This is a genomic window from Rhizobium sp. N122 (genome assembly GCF_002211295.1).
In the GTDB taxonomy this organism is placed as follows: Bacteria; Pseudomonadota; Alphaproteobacteria; order Rhizobiales; family Rhizobiaceae; genus Rhizobium.
In genome coordinates, this window is the sequence record NZ_LOKU01000004.1 from 137,741 (window position 1) to 163,776 (window position 26,036).

Here is a 26,036-nt window from a genome sequence, read left to right on the forward strand (position 1 = left end):
TAAGGAGTAAAGAACATGGCACTGAAAATTCGTCTCGCCCGCGGTGGCTCCAAGAAGCGCCCGTATTACCACGTCGTTCTCGCCGATGCGCGCAGCCCGCGTGACGGCCGCTTCCTGGAAAACCTCGGCTCCTGGAACCCGATGCTCGCCAAGGACGACGAGAAGCGCGTTCAGCTGAACGCCGAGCGCATCAAGCACTGGATCGAAAACGGCGCCCAGCCGACCGACCGCGTTCTGCGCTTCCTCAATGAAGCCGGCGTTGCCAAGCGCGAAGCCAAGAACAACCCGGTCAAGGCAAAGCCGGGCAAGCGCGCTCAGGAACGCGCCGCTGAAAAGGCTCAGAAGATCGCTGACGCCGCCGCTGCGGCTGCCGACGCCGCGGAATAATCGGGACAATTCCTTAATCGGACGGGCGGCATGGCGACATGCCGCCCGTTTTCGTTTCCAATTACCTGCACTTCGTTTATGAGAAACCTGTCTTTCGGCTTCACATGAAGGAACCCATGACAAAGCTTGAAAACCCCGTTCTGATGGCGACGATCGGCAGCGCGCAAGGTCTCCGTGGCGAGGTGCGCGCCAAGGCCTACACGGCCGATCCGAGCGCCCTTGGCGATTACGGCCACCTGCACAGCATGGACGGCCGCAGCTTCGAAGTCCTCGAAATCCGCGAGACGAAGAATGTCGTCGTCGTCCGTTTCCGCGGCGTCAACGACCGCAATGCCGCCGAGGCGCTGAACGGGCTCGAACTCTATATCGAGCGCGACAATCTGCCGGACGAGGAGCTTGAAGACGACGAGTTCTACTATGCCGATCTCGAAGGCCTGGAAGCACGCGACGACAAGGGTGCTAGCTATGGCACGGTCACCGGCGTCTTCGATTTCGGCGCCGGCGATTTGCTGGAACTCAAGGGTCCGGGCAAGCGACCCGTGCTGATCCCCTTCTCCGAAGCCTCGGTGCTGGAAATCGACCTCGAGGCCGGCACGCTGCTGATCGACCCGCTGGCGGCGGGATTGGTCGACGATGCCGAAGAGCTTTCGAAATTCACCGCGGACAGGCCGAAAAAGAAGAAGTGATGGCTTTCCGGGCGAGCGTGCTGACACTCTATCCGGAAATGTTTCCGGGACATCTGGGCTTCTCGCTCGCCGGCAAGGCGATGGAGCGCGGGCAATGGTCGCTGGATGCGGTGCAGATCCGCGATTTCACCACCGACAAGCACCGCACCGTCGACGACACCCCGGCCGGCGGCGGCGCCGGCATGGTGCTGAAACCTGACGTTCTCGCGCGTGCGATCGACAGCACCGCGGAAAACGATACCCGCCCGCGCCTGCTGATGAGCCCGCGCGGCCGGCCGCTGACGCAGGAGCGCGTGCGCGCGCTTGCTTCGGGCGATGGCGTCATCATCGTCTGTGGCCGCTTCGAGGGCGTCGACCAGCGGGTGATCGAGGCGCGCGGGCTGGAGGAGGTCTCGATCGGCGACTACGTTCTGTCGGGCGGCGAGCCGGCGGCGCTGATCGTGCTCGACGCGATCATCCGCATCCTGCCCGGCGTCATGGGCAACGATCTTTCCGGCCTGCACGAAAGCTTCGAAGGCGGGCTGCTGGAACATCCGCATTATACCAGGCCGCAGGCGTGGGAAGGCCGGGAAATCCCGGCGATCCTGACCTCTGGCAATCACGGCGCCATCGAGAAATGGCGGCACCAGGAAGCGGTCCGGCTGACGCGGGAACGGCGGCCGGACCTTCTGGAAAAGGCGAAAACCGAGAAAAACGGCTGATTCCAGCCTCCCTTTCACAAAAATGTCGTGCGAGGGATGACAAGCCCCGGCCTTTCGTGTATTGGCGCACGCGGAAATGGGGTTATCCCCGTCTGCCAGCAAACAAAGAATGGCGAACCCGCTCCCGCCCTGAAGGGCAAAGTCCTGAGGCCAGTTCCAAAGGATCAGTGTCGAGCGCTCTGGCTGTTTCAGAAGAACCAAGGGTTAAGACGATGAACATCATTCAGCAGCTTGAGGCCGAACAGGCCGCCAAGATCGAAGCCAAGCGCACGCTTCCCGAATTTTCCCCGGGCGATACCGTCCGTGTCAACGTGAAGGTCACGGAAGGCAACCGTACCCGCGTTCAGGCCTATGAAGGCGTCTGCATCGCCCGCTCCGGCGGCGGCCTGCAGGAAAACTTCACGGTCCGCAAGATCTCCTACGGTGAAGGCGTCGAGCGCGTATTCCCGGTCTACTCGCCGATGATCGAAAGCGTCGACGTCGTTCGCCGCGGTAAGGTCCGTCGCGCCAAGCTCTATTACCTGCGTGATCGTCGCGGCAAGTCTGCCCGTATCGTTGAAGACACCGGCGTGCGCGCCCGCAAGCTCAACGACGCCGAGCGCGCCGCCATCGCCGAGGAAAAGGCACGCATCGAAGCTGAAAAGATTGCAGCAGCTCAGGCGCTCGCCGCCGAGAAGGCAGCAGCCGAAGCAGCAGAAGCCAAGGCCGCTGCTGAAGCAGCAGCCGCTGCCGCCGCAGCGGAACCGGCAGCAGAATAAGATCTGCGCCCCGCAAAAATCTTTGCTTGGAGCAAAATTCTTTTGCTTGGAGCAAAATTCTTTCGCTTGGAAAGGCGGCCTTCGGGTCGCCTTTTCTCTTTTTTACTTGGGCACGCAGCCGGCGGCCTTGCCTTCGGCACGTTTTCCGTGACAATTTTCGCCGTTCAATCCCGGAGAGCCGTTCCATGCTGTTTCGTCGTACTGTCCTTGCGAGCTTCGCCGCCCTTGCGCTTGCACCCTTGGCCGCATCGGCTGCTGAGCTGCCCAATCTTGGCGGCAAGAACGTCGTCGTCGTGACCGAGAACGCCTACCCGCCGCTGCAGTTCGTCGACCCGAAATCCGGCAAGCCGATCGGCTGGGAATATGATGCGATGAGCGAAATCGCCAAGCGGCTGAATTTCAAGGTCGAATACCAGAACACCAGCTGGGACGCGATGATCCAGGCGGTGTCCGACGGCCAGTACAATATCGGCATGACCGGCATCACCATCAAGGACGATCGCAAGCAGAAGGTGGATTTCTCCGATCCCTATATGCGTTCGCAGCAGTTCATGCTGGTGCGCGGCGACGAGAAACGTTTCACCGATGGAAAGTCCTTCGCCGCATTCAAGGATGGCCTGGTCGGCGCCCAGCCCGGCACCACGCCCTTCTACACCGCCGTTTACGAGGTGCTCGACGGCAATGAGCAGAACCCGCGCATCAAGCTCTTCGAAACCTTCGGCGCCACCGTTCAGGCGCTGAAGGCCGGCGACGTCGATGTGGTGCTGACCGACGGCACCGCCGGCAAGGGTTATGTCGATGCCTCGAACGGCGCCCTGAAGCTGATCGGCGGGCCGCTCGGCACCGAGGATTTCGGCTTCATCTTCCCGAAGGGCTCCGATCTCGTCGCCCCCGTCAACGCCGCCATTTCAGTCCTCAAGGCCGACGGCACGCTGGATGCGCTGAACAAGAAGTGGTTCCTCGACTACAAGATGGGCGAATGACGCCGAGCCATAGCTGATGGCTTTGCGACCATCTCCCGACAGACACGTCAAGGACGACTATCCATGGTGGCTGGTCGCGCTCGTTGCGATCGGCATCGTCCTTGCCGCGGTCATCGTCACCAACGACATCTACGCCCAGGTCTTCCGCACCGTCGTCAACGGTGTCGGTATCACCGTCTTCGTGACGCTGGTCGCTTTCGTGCTCGCCACCCTGCTCGGCCTCGGCATCTGCCTGCTCGGCATGGCCGATAGCCCGGTGCTGCGCCAGATCGCACGCTTCTACATCGAGATCATCCGCGGTATCCCGATCCTGGTGCTCCTGTTCTACGTCGCCTTCGTCGGCGCTCCGGCCCTGGTTGCCGGCTATAATTTTCTGATTTCGCCGCTGGTGAGTTCAGGCATGGCCGAACCCATCCTGGTGCGCGATCTGTCGCTGATGTGGCGGGCGATCATCGCGCTGACGATCGGTTATTCCTCCTTCATCGCCGAAATCTTCCGGGCCGGCTTCCAGTCGGTCGATCTTGGCCAGATCGAGGCCGCCAAGGCACTCGGCCTTTCCCGCTACCGGCGTTTCCGCTCCGTCATCTTCCCGCAGGCGATCCGGGTGATCTTCCCGCCGCTTTCCAACGATTTCGTCTCGATGGTCAAGGATTCATCACTCGTCTCCGTTCTCGGCGTCGCCGACATCACCCAGATGGGCAAGGTCTATGCCGCCGGCTCCTTCCGCTTCTTCGAGACCTATTCGATCGTCACCTATATCTACCTGATCCTGACGATCGGCCTGTCGCTGGCGCTACGGCGGACAGAAAAATGGATGAAGTCGCGGTAAAGCCGTGACACGCCGAGGAGACCGCGGAAGGGCAGTTGATGATTCAAATTGAAGCCGCCGCGAAAAATCGCTATATGCAGGCGATGGAATCCAAGTTCAGATGCACAGGCGCGCATATTTTCGTGCTGCAGGACCATTATCGCCTGCCGGCGCGGTTCTTTGCATGCGTGTCCGGTGCGCTCAACAGCCGACTTCGTTGATCGAATGACGGCCGGCGGAGCTTGATCCGCTTTTTACTCGATTTCCCAAAAGCATCCAAAAACGGACTTAACGCCATGAGCGCACCGCGTACCCTCTACGACAAGATCTGGGACGATCATCTGGTCGACGAACAGAAAGACGGCACCTGTCTTCTCTACATCGACCGCCACCTGGTCCACGAAGTCACCTCGCCGCAGGCGTTCGAAGGCCTGCGGATGACCGGCCGCAAGGTTCGCGCCCCGGAAAAGACGCTCGCCGTCGTCGACCATAACGTTCCGACCTCGCCCGACCGCCATCTCGGCATCAAGAACGAGGAAAGCCGCATCCAGGTGGAAGCGCTGGCGACCAACGCCGCCGAATTCGGCGTCGAATATTATTCGGCAAACGACAAGCGCCAGGGCATCGTTCACATCGTCGGCCCCGAACAGGGCTTCACCCTGCCCGGCATGACGATCGTCTGCGGTGACAGCCACACCTCGACGCACGGCGCCTTCGGCGCGCTGGCGCACGGCATCGGCACCTCCGAAGTCGAGCATGTGCTGGCGACCCAGACACTGATCCAGAAGAAGGCGAAGAACATGCTGGTCCGGGTCGATGGCCTGCTGCCGCCGCACGTTACCGCCAAGGACATCATCCTCGCCATCATCGGCGAAATCGGCACCGCCGGCGGCACCGGCCACGTCATCGAATTTGCCGGCGAAGCGATCCGCTCGCTGTCGATGGAAGGCCGCATGACCATCTGCAACATGACCATCGAAGGCGGCGCCCGCGCCGGCCTGATCGCCCCTGACGAAAAGACCTTCGAATACATCAAGGGCAAACCGCGCGCGCCGAAGGGCGAGGCGCTGGAGCAGGCGATCGCCTACTGGAAGACGCTGCAGACCGACGAGGGTGCGCATTACGACCGCGTCGTCGTGCTCGATGCCGCCAGCCTGCCGCCGATCGTCTCCTGGGGCTCCTCGCCCGAGGACGTCATCTCCGTCCAGGGCATCGTTCCCAATCCCGACGATATCCAGGACGAGACCAAGCGCACCTCCAAATGGCGCGCGCTCGACTATATGGGCCTGAAGCCCGGCACCAAGATGACCGACATCACGCTTGATCGCGTCTTCATCGGCTCCTGCACCAACGGCCGCATCGAGGATCTGCGCGAAGTCGCCAAGGTGGTCGAAGGCAAGACGGTTGCCGCAACCGTCGATGCGATGATCGTTCCGGGCTCCGGCCTCGTCAAGGAACAGGCGGAAGCCGAAGGGCTGGACAAGATCTTCAAGGCCGCCGGCTTCGACTGGCGCGAGCCGGGCTGCTCCATGTGCCTTGCCATGAACGACGACCGCCTGAAGCCGGGCGAGCGCTGCGCTTCGACCTCGAACCGCAACTTCGAAGGCCGCCAGGGCTTCAAGGGCCGCACGCACCTCGTCTCGCCGGCAATGGCGGCGGCGGCGGCGATTGCCGGTCATTTCGTCGATATCCGCGAGTGGAATTGATCCCTCGTCCGACGGGAAGGGTATGAAAACCGCCCGATGCGCTCCGCGCGCATCGGGCGGTTTTGCTTTCTATGGCGGCTGCGCCCTATCCCGCTGTAATTCAACGGGTAAGCCCGTTTGTGGATGGCCCGCCTTGCCAATTTCATCCTTTCGGGCAATCGACATCGGAAAACGCCTGTGGCCTCATCGATATGGGGCGCGATACACGACAGATACCGTTCAGGCCTTCGGCGAACACCGCGCCATCGAGGGAATGGCCATGAGGCAGAAAATAGTACGGAGTTTACTGCAAGCCAGCCTGTTCGTGTTTGCATCCCTGACATCGATCGACACCGCCGGCGCCGGGACCCTCCATCCCGCGATAGCAGTCATGGCGCCGTCCGGCCTGCTGCAGCAGGCCGCGCAAAACAAGATCCCATCCCTCAACGGATATCGCGGCTATGGCAGCGCCCGGCCCGGCTATATCAAGAGCTCCAACGGCTATTGGTATCCCGCGCGGGCTTTCAACACTTCTGACGAATATACCGGCTCGATCGGACGGCCACAGCGCATGAACAATAGCTGCGACTTCGGCTTTGCCCCGACCAACGGATCGTCGAACTGCAATTACTGAAAGCCAGCATTCTCCGTCATGCGGCGGTCGCCGCGGGTAATTTACCCGAAAGGCCACCGCTGCAATTGTTTTAGCGCTGATCGCAACGGCGATCAGAAAGTTGCCGTCATCGGGTCCGGCCCCATGCGGGCGCCGGCGCTGTCGAGCCTGGCAATCGCCGCCATATCGTCGGCATCGAGCTTGAAGTCGAACACCTGGAAATTCTCCTCGATGCGCGACGGCGTCACCGACTTCGGAATGACGACGAGGCCGGTGTCGAGGTGCCAGCGGATGATGACCTGAGCCGGCGTCTTGCTATGTTTCCGGGCGATCTCACCGATAACGGGGTTCGAGATGAACTTGCCCTGGCCGAGCGGGCTCCAGGATTCGGTGGCGATACCAAGCTTCCTGTGCGCCTCCTGCGCCGCTTTCTGCTGAAAGTCGGGATGCAGCTCGATCTGGTTGATGACCGGAACCACCCCGGTTTCGCCGATGATGCGCTCCAGATGTTCGGGACAGAAATTCGACACGCCGATCGAGCGGGCGCGGCCCTCTTCGCGGATGCGCACGAAGGCCTTCCAGGTTTCGGTGTAGAGGCCGCGATGCGGCGACGGCCAGTGAACGAGATAGAGGTCGACATAGTCGGAGCCGAGCTTCTTCAGGCTGCCGTCGAAGGCGCTGAGCGTATTGTCGTAGCCCTGGTCGGTGTTTCGGAGCTTGGTGGTGACGAAGATGTCCTTGCGGTCGAGGCCGGAGGCGCGGATGCCTTCGCCGACACCCTCTTCGTTGTCGTAGCCGGACGCCGTGTCGATATGGCGATAGCCGGCGGCAATCGCCGCGCGCACCGTCGGAGCGGCAATCTCCTGCGGCGTCTGCCAGACGCCGAGGCCGACCTGGGGAATGGAATGTCCGTCATGGAAAGTGATGATGGGTTGAGGGGTCACACTATATCTCCGGGAGTTTGAAGAATTGGACGAGGCTTGAATTGCGCCCGCACTTTTCGAGCGTCCCGGAGCGCATTTCAGCCTTGAGCGCTCGGTCACCGGAAACATATAGGCGGCCGGATCCGGAAGACAATCAGAGGACCCGGACAATCGTCCCCTTCCGAAGATGCGGCAGAAGCCGGCGCATGTCGCGGAGGCTGACCGCCACGCAGCCGGCCGTCGGCTCGTAGCCCGGCCGGATGAGATGGAAGAACACCGCCGAGCCGCAATTGCGCGCCCGCGAGGAGATGTTCCAGTCCATCACCAGGCAGATGTCGTAAAGCCCGTCGCTGCGCCGCATCTCCTCATGGCTTGCGCCGAACGGCGCCCGGACGAGGCGGTTATAGCTGGCGTTGCCGGGCTGATCGCACCAGAGCATGTCGGCGCGGATTCGGCGGATGGGAAGCGGGGTAGCAAGCCGGCCGTTGCGCTCACCGCGCCGGAAGCCGGATATCAGCCGCATCGAGGCGATCGGCGTGGCGCCGTCGCCCTCGCGTTTGATCACGCTGCGGCCGGAGCGACCGATCGCGGCGGGGATGATGATCGCGCCGAGCCGGACGATCGCCCGGCTCTTGCGTCCGGGCGCCGGCCGCACCACGATCGTCGACGGCTTCATCCCCGGCTCCCGCCTTGTTTTTTCCATTTTTCTCGCATGTCTTGCATTGTCTGGGGCTCCGATTGAAATCATATCAAAACCTGCGCTGCAACGGCCCACCGCGCGATCCTTGCCAAATGAGGAATTTGGCGTAGGACTAGGGGACTTAACATGAGGAAAGCAAGGGCATGACCGCACGCACCATTCTTCTGGTGGATGACGACGATGACCTTCGTCAGACGCTGACGGAGCAATTGTCGCTGTATGAGGAATTTTCGGTTCTGCAGGAAGCCAACGCCGGCAAGGGTGTTGCCACCGCCCGCTCGACGCCGGTCGACCTCTTGATCATGGATGTCGGCCTGCCCGATATGGATGGCCGCGAGGCGGTCAAGCTGCTGCGCAAGGGCGGCTTCAAGGCGCCGATCATCATGCTGACCGGCCACGATACCGATTCGGATACGATCCTCGGCCTCGAAGCCGGCGCCAACGATTATGTCACCAAGCCTTTCCGCTTCGCCGTGCTGCTCGCGCGCATCCGGGTGCAGCTGCGCCAGCACGAGCAGAGCGAGGACGCCACCTTCACCGTTGGCCCCTACCTGTTCAAACCGAGCCAGAAGCTGCTGACCACCGACAACGGCCAGAAGATCCGGCTGACGGAAAAGGAGGCGGCGATTATCCGCTATCTCTACCGGGCCGAACAGAAGGTCGTCACCCGCGACGTGCTTCTCGAAGAGGTTTGGGGCTATAACTCGGGCGTCACCACGCATACGCTGGAAACCCATGTCTATCGGCTGCGCCAGAAGATCGAGCGCGATCCCTCCAATGCCGAAATCCTGGTGACGGAAAACGGCGGCTACAAGATCATACCCTAGAGCAATTCCATTTTTCTCCGAATCACGGAAATGCTCCATCTCTTTGTTTTCACCCAATTCCAGCAAAACCACGACGCGGTTTTGCCGGAATCGCTCTAAGGCGAAAAGCCCGCATGGCGCTGACCGACGACATCCGCATGCTCGCGCAGCTTCCTCTGTTCAAGGACATGAACGAGGATCAGCTGCGGCTGATCGCCTTCGGCGCCGACCGGCGCATGATCGCCGCCGGCCAGATGTTGTTTCGCCAGGGCTCGCCCGCCGAGAGCGCCTATGTTGTCCTCAGCGGCAGCCTGGAGCTAAGCGCAACGAGCAGCGACGGCATACAGAGGAGGGAGGGGATCGCCGGCCCTGGAACGCTGGTTTCCGAGCTGGCGCTGGTCACGCTGGTGGAGCGCAAATTCACCGCGGTCGCGCGCGAGGACACCAGCATCATCCGCATCACCCGTGCCCTCTTCCACCGGCTGATCGAAGAATATCCGGATGCAGCCCGGCTGATCGAAAACCGCATCCGCGACAATCTCGCCGAACTTGCGGCAAAGGCCGCAAGCCAGTTCTACCGCTTCAGCTGACCGCTGTTGGAGGGGTTCCACGCGTTCATAAAATGCTGAACCACACCGCTCTAGAAATCGAAATGCGCCGTGACCGGCACATGATCCGAGGGACGATCCCAGCCGCGCGCCTCTTTCAGAATCTCGATGCGTCTGAGATGCGGCCCGAGATCCGATGATGACCAGATATGGTCGAGACGGCGGCCGCGGTCGGCCGCCTCCCAGTCCTTGGCGCGGTAGCTCCACCAGGTATAAAGCTTCTCGCTCTCCGGCACATGATGGCGCATGAGATCAAGCCAGGCGCCGCGCTTCATCACCTCGAGCAAGCCGTCGGTTTCGACGGGCGTATGGCTGACGATTTTCAGCAGCTGTTTGTGCGACCAGACATCGTGCTCCAGCGGCGCGATGTTCAGGTCGCCGACCAGGATCGCCGACGTATTCGCCTCGCCATTGGCTTTCAGATGCTTCATCTCCTCGATGAAATCGAGCTTGTGGCCGAATTTCGGATTGATCGTGCGATCCGGCTCGTCGCCACCGGCCGGGACGTAGAAATTGTGCAGCCGGATACGGCGGTTGCCATGTTCGAAGATCGCCGAGATATGGCGGGCATCGCCGACCCCGCAATAATCCTGCCGGTGATCCTCCGTCAGCGGAATGCGCGAGGCGATCGCCACGCCATGATAGCCCTTCTGGCCGTGGATGATGATGTGATCGTAGCCCATGGCCCGCAGCGGGGCCGCCGGGAAGAGCTCGTTCGTCACCTTGGTTTCCTGCAGGCAGAGAATATCCGGCCGCTGCTTGAGAACGAGCTGCTCGACGATCGGCATGCGCAGCCGCACCGAGTTGATGTTCCAGGTGGTGATCGACAAGCCCATATGCCCAGCCCTTTCATGCTTTCATGAAAGGGCTTTAGAACAAAGGCGGATAGGAGGAAACCGGCCGCGTGCAAAAGCCGCGGGCGATCAACCGAAAAGGCCTCAGTCGCGCGACTGCGGCGTGCCCGGAATGGTCTCATAGGGCACGCGGAAGACGCGATCGTCGAACTGCACGCCTGTCTTGACGTTGAAGATCATCACCGACGTGTCCTTGCCCTGATTGTCGGTGATCGTCCACTGGCGCAGATCGTAGGTCTTCGGGTCGAACATCATGGTGATGGTCGAGTTGCCGAACACCGTATTGTTGCCGAGCGCGATCGTCGTCAGATCGGACTCTTCCTTCACACCCTTCACCATGCCCGCCGACAGGTCGATACGTTGCGCCAGCAGCAGGCTGAGCGGCGTCTTGGAAAGCGGATAGAGATCCCAGGTTTTCAGCTTGGTATTGCCGATGGCGACGTTCTTGCCGTCGGCGATCACCCGCATCGGCGACGGATCGTCATAGTTGAAGCGCAGTTTGCCGGGACGCTGGATGAAGAACTTGCCGCCGGTCTGCTCGCCGCGCGGACCGAACTGCACGAATTCGCCCTGCATCGTCGTGACGCCGGAGAAATGGTCGGCGATCGCCTGCGCCGTGCCGGAGGCCGGAGCCGCCGCCTGCGCATGCGCGCCGAAAGGAATGGCGCTTGCCATCGCAGCGAGAGCAAAGGCGCCGAGAAGATCGCGGCGCGTTACCGTCAGGCCGGAGAGGAAGGTGTCGGAGTTACTCATCTAAATCTCCTTTATGCGATCTGCATGCTGCCGAAAGGCGGCGTCTTCAAGGCGTTGCGATCGGGCCTGCGTGAGGTAACGGCTTGGCTGCCGTCAGGTTTCCGCAAAAGCGGTTCCCATCGGAAATATATGCCGATTATTTCAGCGGTCGAGGATGTCGCCTTCTGTCGGAACGAGAATTTCGCGTTTGCCGGCATGGTTGGCCGGTCCGATGATGCCTTCCTTTTCCATCCGCTCGATGAGCGAGGCGGCCCGGTTGTAGCCGATGCCGAGTCGGCGCTGGACGTAGGAGGTCGAAGCCTTGCCGTCACGCAGCACGATGGCGACAGCCTGGTCATAGGGATCTTCCGAATCCGAAAGATTCGACGTGCCGGCGGGGCCGCCGCCACCGCCGCCGTAATCGCCATCCTCGTCGTCATCGGCGGTGATGGCATCGAGATACTGCGGCGAGCCCTGGGTCTTCAGATAGGAGACGATCTCCTCAACCTCGACATCCGAGACGAATGGGCCGTGCACGCGCTGGATACGCCCGCCGCCCGCCATGTAGAGCATGTCGCCCATACCCAGCAGCTGTTCGGCACCCTGTTCGCCGAGAATGGTGCGGCTGTCGATCTTCGAGGTCACCTGGAAGGAAATGCGGGTCGGGAAGTTCGCCTTGATCGTGCCGGTGATGACGTCGACCGACGGGCGCTGCGTCGCCATGATCACGTGGATGCCGGCGGCACGCGCCATCTGCGCCAGACGCTGCACGGCGCCTTCGATATCCTTGCCGGCGACCATCATCAGGTCGGCCATTTCGTCGATGATGACGACGATATAGGGCATCGGCCTCAGGTCGAATTCTTCGGTCTCGTACATTGCCTCGCCGGTGTGGCGGTCGAAGCCGGTCTGCACCGTGCGCGAAATCGCCTCGCCCTTCGACAGGGCCTGCTCGACGCGGGTGTTGAAGCCGTCGATGTTGCGCACACCGATCTTCGACATCTTCTTGTAGCGCTCTTCCATCTCGCGCACCGTCCATTTGAGCGCGACGACGGCCTTCTTCGGATCGGTGACGACGGGCGAAAGCAGATGCGGAATGCCGTCATAGACGGAGAGTTCGAGCATCTTCGGGTCGATCATGATCAGCCGGCACTGTTCCGGCGTCATGCGATAGAGCAGCGACAGGATCATCGTGTTGATGGCGACCGACTTGCCCGAGCCGGTGGTGCCGGCGACGAGCAGATGCGGCATCTTGGCGAGGTCGGCAATGACGGCTTCGCCGCCGATCGTCTTGCCCAGCGCCATGGCGAGCTTGGCCTTGCTGCCGTCGAAATCGCGGGACGCGATGAGTTCGCGCAGATAGACGGTCTCGCGCGTCTGGTTCGGCAATTCGATGCCTATCGCGTTGCGGCCGGGCACGACGGCGACGCGAGCCGCAATGGCGCTCATCGAGCGGGCGATATCGTCGGCAAGGCCGATGACCCGCGACGACTTGATGCCCGGCGCCGGCTCCAGTTCATAGAGCGTGACGACGGGACCGGGGCGGACATGGATGATCTCGCCCTTGACGCCGAAATCTTCGAGCACGCCTTCGAGCATGCGGGCGTTCTGCTCCAGCGCATCGGCCGAAAGCGTCGAATCGCGCACGACATTCTTCGGTTCGGCAAGCAGATGCATCGAGGGAAGCTGGAAACCTTCCGGACGAATGAACGAGCCCTGCGCCTCCCGCTCGACACGGGCGCCGGGCTTCGGACGTGAGACGGCGGGAACGACACGCGGCTCCGGCTTGCCGGCGGCTTTCGCCGGCGCGCGGATCATCCAGTCGTCGTCATCGTCATCCGGCAGGATATCGGCCGGGCGCGGCGGCATATCGCGGTCGAACGGCAGATCGTCGTCATCATCTTCGTCGTCGATGGAAAGCGACGGCGGCGCGACGACGCGGCGCGGCGAAGCCGCCCGTGCTCCCATCGATGGCTCCATCGACGGTTCCATCCGCTCGCCGCGCGTCGCCGGCGCCTTGGCGCGAACCGGTTCGTTCAGCGTGCCGAACTCGTCATCGTTGAAATCATAGGGCGATTCGAAATCGCCCTGACGGCGCTTGCGCGGCCCCATGCCGAGAAGGCGGCGCAGCCGCCCCTGGCTCATGTACCAGGCATGCGTCACCGCACCGCTGAGAGCGACCCAGCGCGACTCGTCCTCCTCGTCCTCGTCTCCGACGACGCGGGCCTTGCTTGTCGTTCCGGCGTAGTCTTCCTCGATCTCCTCCTCGACCTCGCTGCGACCGACGAGCCCTGAGGCAAAGAGCATCATCCAGGCGGTCGGCGCGGCAAAGATGCAGCCGACGACCATGGCGAAGGTACCGGTGGGATAAGCGCCGACGAAGAGGGCGGGAAAACGCAGGATCATATCGCCGACGACGCCGCCGATGCCGTTCGGGATCGGCCAGGTGAGCGGCGGCGGAAAGCAGCCGATCACCGCGCAGGACAGCACCGTGCCGGCGAGCCAGGCGCCGGCACGGGCGGGGATGCGGCTGAAGCGGCGGCCCGAGATCAGCGCCAGCGCCCAGGCGACGATCGGCAGCATCGAAACGACGCTGGCAAGGCCGAGAAACTGCATGACGAGATCGGCAAAGGCAGCACCGCTGTAGCCGAGGATATTGGTCGGCAGGTTGGCCGTGGCATAGGAATAGCTTGGATCGGCGACGTTCCACGTCGCCAGCGCCGCGACGCAGAGTGCCAGCAGCAGAAAGATCGCAAAGCCGATGAGCGCCTGGATCTGCCGCAGCATGAATGCCGAGAAGGAGAACCGATCCGGACGGCCATCCATCGCCGGCGACGTGCTTCTTGCCATGTGTCTAACCCGTCCAATGCCTGAGGGCATGCGAATCACCGAAGCTTCGCCATGCCAAAATGCGTCCCCTCTACCTAATCAGAGCCGGGTTAAAGCGATGTTAACCATGCATGCCGGGACGTGCATTGCGGACGGGGAAATCAAAAAAGCCCGAACCTGGAAAGGGTTCGGGCCAAATGCGGTCTATGACAGCTTTTCCGGGTCTAACCCGGAAAAGCTCTAGATAGGCCGCGACGGGCCGTGAAGCGGCGCCCGTCTGCCGGGCGCCGCAAACCCTGTGATCAGGAAGCGTGGTAGGCGGCTTCGCCGTGGGTCGAAAGGTCGAGGCCTTCGCGCTCGGCTTCGACGCTGACGCGCAGGCCGATGACGACGTCGACGATCTTGTAGAGGATCGCCGAACCGATGCCCGACCACAGCAGCGTCGTCAGCACGCCCTTGGCCTGGGCGAGCACCTGGGTTGCGGTGCCGGCATAGGAAGCAGCGAAATCGGCCGTCGAATAATCGACGATCCCTGCACCGCCGAGCGCCGGGTTGACGAGGATACCGGTACCGAGAGCGCCGAGGATGCCGCCGACGCAATGCACGCCGAAGACGTCGAGGCTGTCGTCGTAATTGAACTTGTTCTTCACGACGTCGACGAAGAAGTAGCAGACCGGCGAGACGACGAGGCCGAGAACGATCGAGCCCATCGGGCCGGCAAATCCGGCAGCCGGGGTGATGGCGACGAGACCGGCAACCGCACCCGAAGCGCCGCCGAGCATCGACGCCTTGCCGCGGGTCAGGCTTTCGACGACGCACCAGGAGACGGCGGCAGCTGCCGTCGCGACGAAGGTGTTGATAAAGGCAAGCGAGGCATAGCCATTGGCTTCGAGGTTGGAGCCGGCGTTGAAGCCGAACCAGCCGACCCAGAGCAGCGATGCGCCGACCATGGTCAGGGTCATCGAATGCGGAGCCATGATTTCCTTCTTATAGCCGGTGCGCTTGCCGAGCATGATGGCGCCGACGAGACCGGCGATACCGGCATTGATGTGGACGACCGTGCCGCCGGCAAAGTCGATTGCGCCGTAGGAGAAGATCAGGCCGGCCGGCGAGGTGTAGGAGCTCGGACCGCCCCAGAACCAGACCATATGCGCCATCGGGAAGTAGATGAAGGTGACCCAGAGCACGACGAAGAGCATGACGGCCGAGAACTTGACGCGCTCGGCGAAGGCGCCGACGATCAGGCCGGGCGTGATGCAGGCGAAGGTCATCTGGAAGACGATGAAGGTGTATTCCGGAATGGCGACGCCCTTCGAGAAGGTTTCGGCGAGCGACGAGGTGTTGACGCCGGCCAGGAACGCCTTCGAGAAGCCGCCGACGAAGCTATTCAGCGAGCCGCCGTCGGTGAAGGCGAGCGAATAACCGTAGGTCACCCAGAGCAGCGCCACGACGGCGGTGATCATGAACACCTGCATCAGCACGGAGAGCATGTTCTTGGCGCGGACGAGGCCGCCGTAGAACAGCGCAAGACCGGGGATGGTCATCAGCAGGACGAGCGCCGAGGAGATGAGCATCCAGGCATTGTCACCCTTGTCCATGGTGAAGGCCGGAGCGGCGGCTGCGGTAGTGGCGGCTGCGGCGGGCGCGGCCTCCTGCGCGAAGGCAACAACCGGCGCCAGCAACGCGGCCGAAGTTGCGCAGATCAGCGCAAAGGGGGAAGAAAACTTCGAAGTCGACATTGAAAAAAGCTCCTTGATCTGCCGCTTACAGCGCTTCTGAATCGGTTTCACCCGTACGGATGCGCACGGCATGATCGATCGAATAGACGAAAATCTTGCCGTCGCCGATCTGACCGGTCTTGGCCGACGCCGCGATGGCTTCAACCGCACGGTCGACGAGTTCCGATGCAACGGCGATTTCGATCTTGAGCTTCGGCAGGAAGCTGACCGCATATTCGGTGCCGCGATAGATTTCGGTATGCCCCTTCTGGCGCCCGTAGCCCTTCACTTCGGTTACGGTCAGTCCCTGAATACCGATCGCCGTAAGAGCTTCGCGGACCTCATCGAGCTTGAACGGCTTGATAATAGCCATCACAATTTTCATCTGGTTTCCCATCCTTCGTTATCCTCGGCACGGAGCCGACTCTCCTTGCCGCTGACATTCCTGGACAGCGACCGGCGATATACATTCAAAGGACGTGCCAGATTCGAGGCGAGATATAACCCATTGAAAAACAACAACTATAATTTAGAGCGCCAATAAACAGGCAAATGACCGGCAAATGACCGCCCAATAAGCGCACAAATAATGCGCAATTTTTCAAAGATGCATATTATTTATTCATTTGCCTTTTTCCGAATCAGACCTTCCTGCGCAACGGAAGCGATCAGCTCACCCGATCGGGTAAAGAGGCTGCCCCGGGTCAGCCCTCTGGCGCCCGAAGCCGACGGGCTGTCCTGCGTGTAGAGCAGCCAGTCGTCGAGCCTGCAGGGTCTGTGGAACCACATGGAATGATCGAGGCTCGCCACCTGCAGGCTCTGATCGAAGATGGAGGTGCCGTGCGCATAGAGCGACGTATCGAGCAGCGTCATGTCCGAGAGATAGGCAAGTACCGCCGCCTGATAGAGCCGGTCGTCGGGAACCGGGCCGGTGGCGCGGACCCAGACGTCCTGTTTGGGGTCGAGCTTCTTGTCGGAAAAATAATGCGTCAGCGAGACAGGACGGATCTCGATCGGCCGCTCGCGCTGCCAGTATTTTCGGATCGCCTCCGGCGCATGCGTCAGATACTGATCCTTGATCTGCTGTTCGCCGAGCAGCGCCTCGGGCATCTGCACCTCGGGCATGGCGATCTGGTGGTCGAAGCCCGGCTCCTCCACCTGGAAGGAAGCCGACAGCGTGAAGATCGCCTTGCCGTGCTGGATGGCGACGACGCGCCGCGTATTGAAGCTCGATCCGTCGCGGATCCGCTCCACCTGGTAGATGATCGGCACCGAGGGATCGCCGGGGCGCATGAAATAAGCATGCAGCGAATGGACGAAACGCGCGCCCTCGATGGTGCGCTGCGCCGCCATCAGCGCCTGGCCGATCACCTGGCCGCCGAAGACCCGCTGCCAGCCCGCCTGCGGGCTGCGCCCACGGAAGATATCGACCTCGATCGGCTCCAGGTCGAGCGTCGCAAGCAGCGTCTCCATCGCCGAAGGCCCTGATATTTCGCGCGTCATTTTGTATGCCTCCCGGCGGTAGGAAGTGAAGTTGCGATGATCTATATAGGTCACATCTGAGGCACAAGGTACGGGAGCGCGCGATGCTGGATATGCTGGTTGTGGGCGGGGGTTATGTCGGCCTTTCCGCCGCTGTCGCGGTCAAGCAGGCAGCACCGCATCTGAATGTCGCGGTCGTCGAGGCGGCCCCGGAACATGTCTGGAAAAACGACACTCGCGCTTCGGCCGTCATCGCGGCGGCAGCGAAAATGCTCGAAATCTTCGGCGTCTGGAACGAGATCGAGCCGGAGGCTCAGCCGATCTCCAAGATGATCGTCACCGACTCGAAAACCGCCGATCCGGTGCGACCGGTGTTTCTCACCTTCGACGGCGAAGTGGCCGAAGGCCGGCCTTTCGCCCATATGATCCCGAATGTGGCGATGGTCGCAGCGCTGCGCGGCGTCTGCGAGCGCCTCGGCATCGAGATCCGTCACGGCCTCGGCGCCACGGAGCTGAAGACGCACGACAGCCACGTCACCGTCACGCTTTCCGACGGCAGCACGCTGGAGAGCCGGCTGCTGGTGGCCTGCGACGGTGTGCGCTCGAAACTGCGCGACCTCGCCGGCATCAAGACCGTCACCTGGGACTACGGCCAGTCCGGCATCGTTGCAACGGTCGAACATGAGCGGCCGCATGAGGGCTGCGCCGAGGAGCATTTCCTGCCGGCCGGACCCTTCGCCATCCTGCCGCTCCGCAACAACCGCTCCTCGCTGGTCTGGACGGAGCGCACACATGACGCCGACCGGTTGGTCGCCGCCGACGATCTGGTTTTCGAGGAGGAGCTCGAACGGCGCTTCGGCCACAAGCTCGGGGCGCTGAAGATCATCGGCGACAAACGCGCCTTCCCGCTCGGCCTGACACTCGCCCGCGCCTTCGTCGCGCCGCGTTTTGCGCTGGCCGGCGACGCCGCCCACGGCATTCACCCGATTTCGGGACAAGGCCTGAACCTCGGCTTCAAGGATGTGGCGGCCCTTGCCGAAACCATCGTGGAGGCCGATCGCCTCGGCCTCGATATCGGCTCGATCAACATTCTCGAACGCTACCAGACCTGGCGGCGCTTCGACACCTTCCGCATGGGCATGACGACCGACGTGCTGAACCGGCTGTTCTCCAACGACGCAACACCGATCCGCATCGCCCGCGATGTCGGCCTCGGCATTGTCGACCGGCTGCCGCGCCTCAAATCCTTCTTCATCGGCCAGGCGGCCGGAACGACGGCCAAGGACAATCCGCGGCTGCTGGCCGGCCAGGCAATTTGAGCTCGATTTGAAGAGCGTTATTCGTCGAGGCGGCGGGCTTCGGAGACCAGCATGATCGGAATGCCGTCGCGGATCGGATAGGCAAGCCGCGCCTTTTCCGAGACAAGCTCATTGTGCTCGCGATCATAGGAAAGCCGGCCCTTGGAGAGCGGGCAGACCAGGAGGTCGAGCAGTTTCGGATCGACGCGGCTGAGTTTTTCGTCCATGGCCGAAGTCTACTGCAGAACCGTGTCGGAGTCACCGAAGACACGCGCCAGTACGATCTCGGTAATGGCGATCAGCGTTTCGGCCCGCGTCTTCAGATCGGGCGCCTCTAACAGCGCCTGTTTTTCCGCCGGCCCGAACGGCGACATCATCGCCAGCGAATTGACGAGCGTCAGATTGCTCGCCCGCTCGACGCTCTCCCAATCGGCTTCCAGCTTGTTGGCATCGAGATAGGCCTTGAAGGCGGTCAGAAGTGCTGCGCGGTCGACCGCCTCCTCCTCGTTAGCGGCCGAGAGATCGGCGATGAACGGGGCGATACGGAAGGTACGGAAGGGATCGCTGGTGGTTTTCTCCTCCAGCAACCGAAAGCGGCAGACGCCGGTCAGCGAGACGATATAGCGCCCATCGCCGGTCTCGGCGAAGGAGGTGATGCGGCCGAGGCAGCCGACAGCGGCAAGGTTGGGATCGCTACCCTTGTCCTCGTGTTCGCCGAGCGCCGGCTGGACCATGCCGATCAGCCGGTTTCCCGTCAGCGCCGCATCCAGCATCGCCAGATAGCGCGGTTCGAAAATGTTGAGCGGAAGCTGCCCGGCCGGCAGAAGGAGGGCACCGGTCAGGGGGAAGACGGCGATCGTATCAGGCAGATCGCCCGGCTTCAGGTATCTGGCATTCCCGACTTGCATGTAACCGTCCCGCATTCTTGTAACGGGCATGCCCGTCCTGACGAGAATGTGGTGCCCCCGCTCGAAAACGCAAGGGCAGATGCTCGAAACTTAGCCCATACCCGGAAAATCGGAATCGGCTTTCAACGGGATTGGACACCGATTCAAGCGATCCGGCGCCTTGCCGCCCTGTTGGAGCCGCAACGCGCTACGAGAACAGCATCGCCGAAAGCTTGCGCCGGGCCGACACCGTCGCCGGATCCTTGAAGCCCCAGACCTCGAAGAACTGCAGCAGCTGGCGGCGGGCGCCGTCATCGTCAAAGGCGCGGTCCTTGCGCATGATCAGCAGCAGGTGCTCGGCCGCTTCGTCGCGCCGGCCTTCGACATTGAGGATCTTGGCAAGCTTCAGCCGTGCCTCGTGGTCGTCGGGGTTTGCCACAAGGTCGCGTTCGAGCGCAACCGGATCGCCGAGCTTGCGGGCTTCCTCGATCTGTTCGAGCTTTTTCACCACCGCCTGGATGCCGGCGTCTTTCGAGAGCTCCTCCGGCAGATCCGTCAGGGTTTGGCGCGCCCGCTCGTGCTGGTTTGCCGCGATCATGCATTCGGCCATTCCGGCAATCGCCTTGGCATTTTCGGGATCGGCCTGCATCACCGCGGCGTAGAGCTGAGCGGCCTCATTGAGATTGCCGGCGGCCAGCAATTCTGCCGCTTCGGTGAGCACGGCCTCGATCTCGGCCGCCTCGTCGGCGCCGGCCGGGCCGGCGATGCGGTCGATGAACTGCTGGATCTGGCTTTCCGGCACCGCGCCCATGAAGCCGTCGGCGGGGCGGCCGTTGACGAAGGCAATGACGGCGGGGATCGACTGGATGCCGAGCTGGCCGGCGATCGAGGGATGGTCGTCGATGTTCATCTTGACCAGCCGGACACGGCCCTTGGCTTCGTTGACCACCTTTTCCAGCACCGGCGTCAACTGCTTGCACGGTCCGCACCAGGGCGCCCAGAAATCGACCAGAACCGGCTGCTTGCGCGATTCCTCGATGACGTCCTTGCCGAAATTCGCGGTCGTCGTGTCGGTGATGTAGCCGCCTGCCGCGGGCGCCGGCTGCGCGCCGAAGCTTGTCGTCGCCGTCATCTGATTTCCGAAGGAACCGTTATAGGGGTTGTCGCTGCCGCTCATAGGTATCTCCCGCCGCGCCGATCCTGCCGGCCTCATTGTAGCGCTAAAATCGTATGTCAGGACGTCACTTTCAAGACAAGCGGCTTATGTCCGGTCGCTTCCATGAAACGGATGAGGTCGCCGCTCGCAATCGATGTCGTCGCATCGTTGGACAGCGGATGGCAGTTGACGATTTCCTCGCGCATCAGATCGGCATCGAGCACGAAAGTGACATTGCCCGCGGCATCGTTGATCGCGCCGAATGCCGTGACCGCGCCGGGGATGACGCCGAGATAGTCCATCAGCTTCTCCGCCCTGCCGAAGGAAACTCGGCCGGACCCGCCGATAAGGGTGTGAACCTGCTTCAGGTCGACTTCGGCATGTTCCTCCACGGTCAGCAGAAAATACCTGTCCTTCTTATCCTTGATGAAAAGGTTCTTGGTGTGGCCGCCGGGGATCTGGTCGCGCAGCGCAACCGATTCGGCCACGGTGAAAACAGGGGCGTGATCGACCGTCTTGTGTGGGATGCCGAGCCCGTCGAGGAAAGCAAACAGATCTTCTCTTGTCTTGGGGGCGTTTTCGGGCATCGGGCAATCCATTGCGCAGGAGGGACAAAGTCGAGGCGTCCTGATTAAATCCGTCCCCATCATTTGGCAATCTTCGCCACCGACGCTCTACCCCCGCATTTGCGGCCTTTCCGCCTGCCTCATGCGGCCTTGTGAATTTTTCTTGGCCTCTTCGTCATTTCCCTGTTGCATTTGAAAATCCGTTAGGCCATATAGCGCCCGTCGCCACGAGGCGGCGCCCACGGTCCAACAACTACCCCGGACCGATGCGGATTGAGCGGGTGTAGCTCAGGGGTAGAGCACAACCTTGCCAAGGTTGGGGTCGAGGGTTCGAATCCCTTCGCCCGCTCCAGTTTCTCTCTTTTCCAAGCGGAAGACGTAGGTAATGGAACGTCCGTGAGACAGCGTGACGGCTTCGTTGCCGCTGCTGAGCGGCTTAGCTATTTCGTTCTGCGATCCCCGAAAAATAAAAAAGCCGACGCACTACTGCTTGAAGCAGTGTTCGCGGTGCCACTGCAGGAAATGCGCGTGCGGTCGTTCAAATGCTCGGCGGGGCATTATCGCGCGGCCGGTTTTGTTGATCAGACCGCGCACCGCGTCGGGATCGTTAACGTGTCGGGAGATGAGAATCTCCAGATCATCCGTCAGGCCTATCAATCCTCGATCGAACATCCAATGGGCCGTACCGGATAGAGCAATTCCGTTGCTGACGATATCGGGACCGCTCGCCTCGACCGGTCGGATATGCGCTGCATCGACCTCTGCCCGGCCTCCACCGTTGATCAGTTTGAGCCCGGTAATCGCGCAACGTTTGTCATAGGCGCGTAAGACGACCTGCCGGAACACTCGATCTCGAACGATCCGTGACGCGACAAAACTCACACGGTCGCGGCGCTGCTCGAATTGGAACGGTGCCTGCTCTTCCTCAAAGCCCGAAGAAAATGCATTGGCGTCGACGCGCGGCAGCAATGGCTCGCTGTTATCGAGGCCCAACGCAATGATCCGGCTGAAGTCGTCCGACGAAATCGGGCGAACAGCCGACTGCGCACGGCCGGAAATCCGGCCTTGCGTATTCAGCACGCTACGCTCGACAACGCCGTCGGCTCCACTGAAGGGAATAGGGTTGACGAAGTCGAGATAACTTCCGGGTTCAATCAGTGCCAGATACATGCCCGGCGCAGCGGGATCAGGAATGACCCGCTCAACCCTTGCCACAGCGAAGTAACCTCGGGTCTCTGTGACCTTTCGAGGTTCGTAGTAGATGATCCAGTCGCCGAGGCAGCCTTGGACACGCTGGAGATACTGGCTGGGAAACTGATATCGCTCAGCGGGGCTGTCGTCGTAAATCGAATCTGAGCGGTGGATGAAGACCCCGAATCCCATGATCGTCGTATAACATATCCACTTTGGCTGCATAGGGCGCCGGCTGGTGCGACACCGGAGCTTGATCAAGTTTTTGATTTATGGGTTGATTGCTTCGTCTGTAAACTTATTGTCGAGGCAAAGTGAACACGTCTTCGGATCGAGACCTTCATGTTCAGTTCAGCCTCTTCTGCCGCCGCCGACCCTAAGCTGACGCATTGGCGCCGACATTGTCCATAAAATTCTGATTCCTCCCAACATCACCTGAGGTTCCTCATGCGCATTGCCGTCGGTGGCATTCATATCGAGTGCAGCACATACAATCCCGTCCTGAACGAGGAGAAGGATTTTCGCGTGTTGCGCGGGGAAGCACTGCTGGCATCCCCTTACTTCGGCTTCCTCAAGGATTACGACGCCGAATTCCTGCCGACGATCCATGCCCGCGCCATTGCCGGCGGCCCGGTGTCGCGCGTCACCTACGAGGCCTTTAAGAGCGAATTCCTCGAGCGGCTCAAACCGCTGCTGCCGCTCGACGGTCTCTACCTCGCCATGCATGGTGCCATGTATGTCGAGGGCATGGAGGATGCCGAGGGCGACTGGATCGGTGCTGCCCGCGCACTTGTCGGCGAGAATTGCACGGTTGCTGCAAGCTACGACCTGCACGGCAACGTCACCCAGCATATCATCGATGCGCTCGACATCTATTCCACCTATCGCACCGCGCCGCATATCGATGTCGAGGAGACGATGCGCCGCTCGGTCTTCATGCTGGTGAGGAGCCTGACAACCGGCGTAAGGCCGGCCGTCCTCTGGGCGCCGATCCCGGTCGTGCTGCCCGGCGAGCGCACCAGCACTGTCGATGAGCCGGCTAAGGGCCTCTATGCCATGATGCCTGAAATCGATGCGATCGACGGCGTCTGGGATGCATCCTTGATGGTCGGCTACGTCTGGGCCGACGAGCCCCGCGCCACGGCCGCCGCCATCATGACCGGCACCGACCGCGCCGTGCTGGAGCGTGAAGCCAGACACCTCGCCAAGGCCTATTGGGATGCGCGCGAAGATTTCGTCTTCGGTTGCGAGACCGGCTCGGTCAAGGAATGTGTTGCGAAAGCCATCGCAAGCCCGACCGCCCCTGTCGTGCTTGCCGAATCCGGCGACAACCCAACCGGCGGCGGCGTCGGCGACCGGGCCGAGGTGCTGGCGGAGCTGATCGCCAAGGGTGCGACAGGCGTCGTCTTCGCCGGCATCACCGACAAGGCGGCGACCGAGGCCTGTTATGCCGGCGGCCTCGGCACGGCACTCAATCTCAGCGTCGGCGCCTCGCTCGACACCAAGGGCAGCAAGCCGGTCACGGCCCGCTTCACGGTCAAATTCCTGCACGAAACGCCGGACCCCTCGGACCGTCAGGCAGTGGTTTCGATCGGTGGTATAGACCTCGTGCTCGCGGCCAAGCGCCGGCCCTACCACAATATTGCCGATTTCACCCGGCTCGGGCTCGATCCGCACGGCGCCAGGATCATCGTCGTCAAATCGGGTTATCTCTCGCCCGAGCTGGCGCCGATCGCCAATCCGAACCTGATGGCGCTCTCGACAGGGGTTGTCGACCAGTTCGTCGAGCGCCTGCCACGGTTGCGCAAGGAGCATCCGACCTACCCGTTCGACAAGGATTTTGCCTTCGAGCCGCAGGTCTTCCTCTCCGCGCGCGCAACGCGCCCCTGAGCTTCGAGCCGTCCGGCCTCCATAAAAGACCTTCGGCCAGAAAGGAATCCCGATGGCGCCGATTTCGTTCATAGCGTCACCCAGCGGCCGGCTGACCGCGGCGCGATGCAGACGGGCTGCTGCGCGCCGCAGCCACCCGCGCCTGATGCAGGCCTATGCGGTCGCACGTTAGTTCGCCTCAGGGCTTCGTCGGCCAGTTCCCAAAGGGGCGGAGGAAACAAGTATTGCGGGAAAATAACCCGGGCCGGCTGTACACGGCCCACGCTTTTTGCTGCGCTGCTTATATGACTTCTGCTAGATATTATTTCACCAATAATTATTAACGACCACTTCCGCCCATTTGTGTTCTCTTATCCCTGCGAATCAAAAAGGTTTGATTTGCCCGGGAACGGTCGCCATGTTCAAGCATGGGGCGATGCAACAGTTGGGTAGGAGCCTATGCTGCAACGGATTGAAGACATTGATGCAGCACTCGTCGACAGGCTGCAGCATTCGGCATTCAAGTACTTCCTGAAATATTCCAATCCCGAAAATGGCCTGGTGGCCGATACCTCGATCGGCGGTGTGCCGGCGAGCATCGCGGCCGTCGGCTTTGCGCTTTCCTCCTATCCTGTCGGTGTCGAACGTTGCTGGATCACCCGCAAGGAAGCAGCCGAACGGACGGTCAATACGCTGCGTTTCTTTGCCGAGGCGCGTCAGGGCGAGGAACGTCACGCAACGGGCCACCGCGGCTTCTTCTACCATTTCCTGCACATGGATACCGGCAATCGCGCCTGGAACAGCGAACTCTCGACCATCGACACAGCGCTGCTCATCGCCGGCATCCTGACGGCAGCGCAATATTTCGATCGCGAAGACGACGAGACGGAAACGGAAATCCGCGAGCTCGCGACCTTCATCTACGAGCGCGTCGACTGGCGCTGGGCACTGAACAAGGGCGATACCATTGCCATGGGCTGGAAGCCTTCTTCCGGCTTCCTGCGCTGGCGCTACCACGGCTTCGACGAGGCGATCATCCTCTATGCGCTGGCGCTCGCCTCGCCGACGCACGCCATTCCGCAATCGTGCTACGATGCCTTCACCTCAAGCTATTCCTGGATGCTGCACGGCGAACAGTCCTATCTCTATGCCGGGCCGCTGTTCATCCACCTCTTCTCCCATGCCTGGATCGACTTCCGCGGCATTCAGGACAGACCGATGGCGGAGCGGAACTGGGATTACTTCCGCAATACCCAGGTGATGATCAACGTCCAGCGTGATTATGCCGAGCGCAATCCCGGCCAGTTCGTCGGCTACAACCGGAATATCTGGGGTTTCTCCGCCTGCGACGGCCCGCCGCCGACACGGCGCATGCGCGGCGGCCGCCAGCCGAAGGTCCTGGGTTACGCCGCCCGCGGCGCGCCACTCGGCCCGGACGACGGCACGATCGCGCCCTGGGCGGCGCTTGCCTGCCTGCCCTATGACCGGCAGGCGGCTCTCGACGGCACCAAGGCGCTGCTGACCAGCTATCCGAACCTGCTCCTGGAAGGCGGCTTTCCCGGCGGCTTCAACCCGACGGTCAAGACCAAGCGGCCGGAAGGCTGGGTCGACGACCGTACCGTCGGCATCGACCAGGGTCTTGTCGTCATGACCATCGAGAATGAGCGCTCCGACTTCATCTGGAGGCTGATGCGGCAATCGCCGGCCATCCGCCTCGGGCTGGAGCGCGCCGGCTTCAAGGGCGGCTGGCTCGAAGGCATCGAGCCGGAAGAAGTGGTGCGCAAGTTCGGCTGAAT

The 26,036-nt window shown here is 61.9% G+C and carries 27 protein-coding genes and 1 tRNA gene; 15 read left to right on the forward strand and 13 right to left on the reverse strand.

Annotated features, from left to right (window positions below; genetic code table 11):
* The first annotated feature begins 15 nt into the window (after nt 1-15).
* From rpsP to ATY75_RS04620, 9 genes are all read left to right on the forward strand, one after another.
* Complete coding sequence (gene rpsP, locus ATY75_RS04580) at nt 16-387, forward strand: 30S ribosomal protein S16 (RefSeq protein WP_088936615.1); 372 nt, start codon at nt 16-18, stop codon at nt 385-387.
* Nucleotides 388-503: 116 nt separating this feature from the next.
* On the forward strand, nt 504-1,073 hold the full coding sequence (gene rimM / locus ATY75_RS04585) for a ribosome maturation factor RimM (RefSeq protein WP_088936656.1): 570 nt from the start codon (nt 504-506) through the stop codon (nt 1,071-1,073).
* Nucleotides 1,073-1,774 carry a tRNA (guanosine(37)-N1)-methyltransferase TrmD gene (gene trmD / locus ATY75_RS04590; RefSeq protein ID WP_064841038.1) on the forward strand — a complete coding sequence of 234 codons (702 nt, stop codon included), beginning with the start codon at nt 1,073-1,075 and terminating at the stop codon, nt 1,772-1,774. Before rimM ends, trmD begins: the two co-directional genes overlap by 1 nt.
* Before the next feature lie 212 nt (nt 1,775-1,986).
* Nucleotides 1,987-2,532, forward strand: coding sequence for a 50S ribosomal protein L19 (gene rplS, locus ATY75_RS04595; protein ID WP_064841039.1), 546 nt, complete (start codon nt 1,987-1,989; stop codon nt 2,530-2,532).
* A 185-nt stretch (nt 2,533-2,717) separates the two neighbouring features.
* Nucleotides 2,718-3,515 carry a transporter substrate-binding domain-containing protein gene (locus ATY75_RS04600; RefSeq protein WP_064841040.1) on the forward strand — a complete coding sequence of 266 codons (798 nt, stop codon included), beginning with the start codon at nt 2,718-2,720 and terminating at the stop codon, nt 3,513-3,515.
* A gap of 16 nt (nt 3,516-3,531) precedes the next feature.
* Nucleotides 3,532-4,344, forward strand: a complete 813-nt coding sequence (locus tag ATY75_RS04605; RefSeq protein ID WP_088936616.1) for an amino acid ABC transporter permease — start codon at nt 3,532-3,534, stop codon at nt 4,342-4,344.
* A 38-nt stretch (nt 4,345-4,382) separates the two neighbouring features.
* Nucleotides 4,383-4,544: a hypothetical protein gene (locus tag ATY75_RS04610; protein ID WP_003589725.1), complete on the forward strand. Its 162-nt coding sequence runs from the start codon at nt 4,383-4,385 to the stop codon at nt 4,542-4,544.
* A 75-nt stretch (nt 4,545-4,619) separates the two neighbouring features.
* On the forward strand, nt 4,620-6,029 hold the full coding sequence (leuC, locus tag ATY75_RS04615; protein WP_064841042.1) for a 3-isopropylmalate dehydratase large subunit: 1,410 nt from the start codon (nt 4,620-4,622) through the stop codon (nt 6,027-6,029).
* Nucleotides 6,030-6,288: 259 nt separating this feature from the next.
* Nucleotides 6,289-6,642 carry a cell surface protein gene (locus tag ATY75_RS04620; RefSeq protein WP_088936657.1) on the forward strand — a complete coding sequence of 118 codons (354 nt, stop codon included), beginning with the start codon at nt 6,289-6,291 and terminating at the stop codon, nt 6,640-6,642.
* 92 nt (nt 6,643-6,734) lie between these two features.
* Here ATY75_RS04620 and ATY75_RS04625 read toward each other — a convergent pair whose 3' ends face one another.
* A complete protein-coding gene (locus tag ATY75_RS04625; RefSeq protein WP_088936617.1) occupies nt 6,735-7,565 on the reverse strand; it encodes an aldo/keto reductase in 831 nt (276 codons plus the stop codon).
* 133 nt (nt 7,566-7,698) lie between these two features.
* Nucleotides 7,699-8,220, reverse strand: coding sequence for a L,D-transpeptidase (locus tag ATY75_RS04630; RefSeq protein ID WP_088936618.1), 522 nt, complete (start codon nt 8,218-8,220; stop codon nt 7,699-7,701).
* Between the two features lie 167 nt (nt 8,221-8,387).
* Between ATY75_RS04630 and ATY75_RS04635 the strand changes: the two genes are divergently transcribed.
* Nucleotides 8,388-9,071 (forward strand): response regulator transcription factor, encoded by a 684-nt coding sequence (locus tag ATY75_RS04635; RefSeq protein ID WP_003582964.1) that lies wholly within the window; start codon nt 8,388-8,390, stop codon nt 9,069-9,071.
* A 113-nt stretch (nt 9,072-9,184) separates the two neighbouring features.
* Nucleotides 9,185-9,640: a cyclic nucleotide-binding domain-containing protein gene (locus tag ATY75_RS04640; protein WP_088936619.1), complete on the forward strand. Its 456-nt coding sequence runs from the start codon at nt 9,185-9,187 to the stop codon at nt 9,638-9,640.
* Between the two features lie 50 nt (nt 9,641-9,690).
* Here the strand turns inward: ATY75_RS04640 and ATY75_RS04645 are convergent, their stop codons facing one another.
* The 6 genes from ATY75_RS04645 to tesB all read right to left on the reverse strand — a co-directional run bounded on the left by ATY75_RS04645 (nt 9,691) and on the right by tesB (nt 17,294).
* Nucleotides 9,691-10,494: an exodeoxyribonuclease III gene (locus ATY75_RS04645; protein WP_088936620.1), complete on the reverse strand. Its 804-nt coding sequence runs from the start codon at nt 10,492-10,494 to the stop codon at nt 9,691-9,693.
* 102 nt (nt 10,495-10,596) lie between these two features.
* The gene (locus ATY75_RS04650) at nt 10,597-11,265 is read right to left on the reverse strand and encodes an outer membrane lipoprotein carrier protein LolA (RefSeq protein WP_064841048.1); all 669 of its coding nucleotides are present in this window, start codon (nt 11,263-11,265) and stop codon (nt 10,597-10,599) included.
* Nucleotides 11,266-11,406: 141 nt separating this feature from the next.
* On the reverse strand, nt 11,407-14,094 hold the full coding sequence (locus ATY75_RS04655; protein WP_088936621.1) for a DNA translocase FtsK: 2,688 nt from the start codon (nt 14,092-14,094) through the stop codon (nt 11,407-11,409).
* A gap of 281 nt (nt 14,095-14,375) precedes the next feature.
* On the reverse strand, nt 14,376-15,812 hold the full coding sequence (locus tag ATY75_RS04660) for an ammonium transporter (protein ID WP_064841050.1): 1,437 nt from the start codon (nt 15,810-15,812) through the stop codon (nt 14,376-14,378).
* 25 nt (nt 15,813-15,837) lie between these two features.
* Entirely contained in the window at nt 15,838-16,188 is a 351-nt protein-coding gene (locus ATY75_RS04665; protein WP_003543684.1) for a P-II family nitrogen regulator, read from the reverse strand.
* A 221-nt stretch (nt 16,189-16,409) separates the two neighbouring features.
* The gene (gene tesB, locus ATY75_RS04670) at nt 16,410-17,294 is read right to left on the reverse strand and encodes an acyl-CoA thioesterase II (protein WP_088936622.1); all 885 of its coding nucleotides are present in this window, start codon (nt 17,292-17,294) and stop codon (nt 16,410-16,412) included.
* 56 nt (nt 17,295-17,350) lie between these two features.
* On the opposite strand from tesB, the gene ATY75_RS04675 reads away from it, so the two are divergent.
* Nucleotides 17,351-18,592: a ubiquinone biosynthesis hydroxylase gene (locus ATY75_RS04675; protein ID WP_280950572.1), complete on the forward strand. Its 1,242-nt coding sequence runs from the start codon at nt 17,351-17,353 to the stop codon at nt 18,590-18,592.
* Nucleotides 18,593-18,609: 17 nt separating this feature from the next.
* Here ATY75_RS04675 and ATY75_RS04680 read toward each other — a convergent pair whose 3' ends face one another.
* The 4 genes from ATY75_RS04680 to ATY75_RS04695 form a co-directional block, all read right to left on the reverse strand.
* Complete coding sequence (locus ATY75_RS04680) at nt 18,610-18,798, reverse strand: Trm112 family protein (protein ID WP_003589705.1); 189 nt, start codon at nt 18,796-18,798, stop codon at nt 18,610-18,612.
* Between the two features lie 9 nt (nt 18,799-18,807).
* Complete coding sequence (locus ATY75_RS04685) at nt 18,808-19,494, reverse strand: LON peptidase substrate-binding domain-containing protein (RefSeq protein WP_172599248.1); 687 nt, start codon at nt 19,492-19,494, stop codon at nt 18,808-18,810.
* 172 nt (nt 19,495-19,666) lie between these two features.
* The gene (trxA, locus tag ATY75_RS04690) at nt 19,667-20,635 is read right to left on the reverse strand and encodes a thioredoxin (RefSeq protein ID WP_088936624.1); all 969 of its coding nucleotides are present in this window, start codon (nt 20,633-20,635) and stop codon (nt 19,667-19,669) included.
* 56 nt (nt 20,636-20,691) lie between these two features.
* Nucleotides 20,692-21,201, reverse strand: a complete 510-nt coding sequence (locus ATY75_RS04695) for a prolyl-tRNA synthetase associated domain-containing protein (protein ID WP_064841481.1) — start codon at nt 21,199-21,201, stop codon at nt 20,692-20,694.
* Between the two features lie 256 nt (nt 21,202-21,457).
* On the opposite strand from ATY75_RS04695, the gene ATY75_RS04700 reads away from it, so the two are divergent.
* A tRNA-Gly gene (locus ATY75_RS04700) sits at nt 21,458-21,532 on the forward strand.
* 131 nt (nt 21,533-21,663) lie between these two features.
* On the opposite strand, the gene ATY75_RS04705 is transcribed toward ATY75_RS04700, so the two are convergent.
* Nucleotides 21,664-22,563 carry an HNH endonuclease gene (locus ATY75_RS04705; RefSeq protein ID WP_088936625.1) on the reverse strand — a complete coding sequence of 300 codons (900 nt, stop codon included), beginning with the start codon at nt 22,561-22,563 and terminating at the stop codon, nt 21,664-21,666.
* Between the two features lie 255 nt (nt 22,564-22,818).
* Between ATY75_RS04705 and ATY75_RS04710 the strand changes: the two genes are divergently transcribed.
* Nucleotides 22,819-24,261 carry a M81 family metallopeptidase gene (locus tag ATY75_RS04710; RefSeq protein ID WP_088936626.1) on the forward strand — a complete coding sequence of 481 codons (1,443 nt, stop codon included), beginning with the start codon at nt 22,819-22,821 and terminating at the stop codon, nt 24,259-24,261.
* A 438-nt stretch (nt 24,262-24,699) separates the two neighbouring features.
* Nucleotides 24,700-26,034 (forward strand): glucoamylase family protein, encoded by a 1,335-nt coding sequence (locus ATY75_RS04715; protein ID WP_088936627.1) that lies wholly within the window; start codon nt 24,700-24,702, stop codon nt 26,032-26,034.
* Nucleotides 26,035-26,036 lie beyond the last annotated feature (2 nt).

Excerpts from the sequence above, each read along its gene's own strand:
- rpsP (WP_088936615.1), top strand. The coding sequence starts at position 16 with ATGGCACTGAAAATTCGTCTCGCCCGCGGTGGCTCCAAGAAGCGCCCG.
- rimM (WP_088936656.1), top strand. The coding sequence starts at position 504 with ATGACAAAGCTTGAAAACCCCGTTCTGATGGCGACGATCGGCAGCGCG.
- trmD (WP_064841038.1), top strand. The coding sequence starts at position 1,073 with ATGGCTTTCCGGGCGAGCGTGCTGACACTCTATCCGGAAATGTTTCCG.
- rplS (WP_064841039.1), top strand. The coding sequence starts at position 1,987 with ATGAACATCATTCAGCAGCTTGAGGCCGAACAGGCCGCCAAGATCGAA.
- ATY75_RS04600 (WP_064841040.1), top strand. The coding sequence starts at position 2,718 with ATGCTGTTTCGTCGTACTGTCCTTGCGAGCTTCGCCGCCCTTGCGCTT.
- ATY75_RS04605 (WP_088936616.1), top strand. The coding sequence starts at position 3,532 with ATGGCTTTGCGACCATCTCCCGACAGACACGTCAAGGACGACTATCCA.
- ATY75_RS04610 (WP_003589725.1), top strand. The coding sequence starts at position 4,383 with ATGATTCAAATTGAAGCCGCCGCGAAAAATCGCTATATGCAGGCGATG.
- leuC (WP_064841042.1), top strand. The coding sequence starts at position 4,620 with ATGAGCGCACCGCGTACCCTCTACGACAAGATCTGGGACGATCATCTG.
- ATY75_RS04620 (WP_088936657.1), top strand. The coding sequence starts at position 6,289 with ATGAGGCAGAAAATAGTACGGAGTTTACTGCAAGCCAGCCTGTTCGTG.
- ATY75_RS04630 (WP_088936618.1), bottom strand. The coding sequence starts at position 8,220 with ATGAAGCCGTCGACGATCGTGGTGCGGCCGGCGCCCGGACGCAAGAGC.
- ATY75_RS04635 (WP_003582964.1), top strand. The coding sequence starts at position 8,388 with ATGACCGCACGCACCATTCTTCTGGTGGATGACGACGATGACCTTCGT.
- ATY75_RS04640 (WP_088936619.1), top strand. The coding sequence starts at position 9,185 with ATGGCGCTGACCGACGACATCCGCATGCTCGCGCAGCTTCCTCTGTTC.
- ATY75_RS04645 (WP_088936620.1), bottom strand. The coding sequence starts at position 10,494 with ATGGGCTTGTCGATCACCACCTGGAACATCAACTCGGTGCGGCTGCGC.
- ATY75_RS04650 (WP_064841048.1), bottom strand. The coding sequence starts at position 11,265 with ATGAGTAACTCCGACACCTTCCTCTCCGGCCTGACGGTAACGCGCCGC.
- ATY75_RS04655 (WP_088936621.1), bottom strand. The coding sequence starts at position 14,094 with ATGGCAAGAAGCACGTCGCCGGCGATGGATGGCCGTCCGGATCGGTTC.
- ATY75_RS04660 (WP_064841050.1), bottom strand. The coding sequence starts at position 15,812 with ATGTCGACTTCGAAGTTTTCTTCCCCCTTTGCGCTGATCTGCGCAACT.
- ATY75_RS04665 (WP_003543684.1), bottom strand. The coding sequence starts at position 16,188 with ATGGGAAACCAGATGAAAATTGTGATGGCTATTATCAAGCCGTTCAAG.
- tesB (WP_088936622.1), bottom strand. The coding sequence starts at position 17,294 with ATGACGCGCGAAATATCAGGGCCTTCGGCGATGGAGACGCTGCTTGCG.
- ATY75_RS04680 (WP_003589705.1), bottom strand. The coding sequence starts at position 18,798 with ATGGACGAAAAACTCAGCCGCGTCGATCCGAAACTGCTCGACCTCCTG.
- ATY75_RS04685 (WP_172599248.1), bottom strand. The coding sequence starts at position 19,494 with ATGCGGGACGGTTACATGCAAGTCGGGAATGCCAGATACCTGAAGCCG.
- trxA (WP_088936624.1), bottom strand. The coding sequence starts at position 20,635 with ATGAGCGGCAGCGACAACCCCTATAACGGTTCCTTCGGAAATCAGATG.
- ATY75_RS04695 (WP_064841481.1), bottom strand. The coding sequence starts at position 21,201 with ATGCCCGAAAACGCCCCCAAGACAAGAGAAGATCTGTTTGCTTTCCTC.
- ATY75_RS04705 (WP_088936625.1), bottom strand. The coding sequence starts at position 22,563 with ATGGGATTCGGGGTCTTCATCCACCGCTCAGATTCGATTTACGACGAC.
- ATY75_RS04710 (WP_088936626.1), top strand. The coding sequence starts at position 22,819 with ATGCGCATTGCCGTCGGTGGCATTCATATCGAGTGCAGCACATACAAT.
- ATY75_RS04715 (WP_088936627.1), top strand. The coding sequence starts at position 24,700 with ATGCTGCAACGGATTGAAGACATTGATGCAGCACTCGTCGACAGGCTG.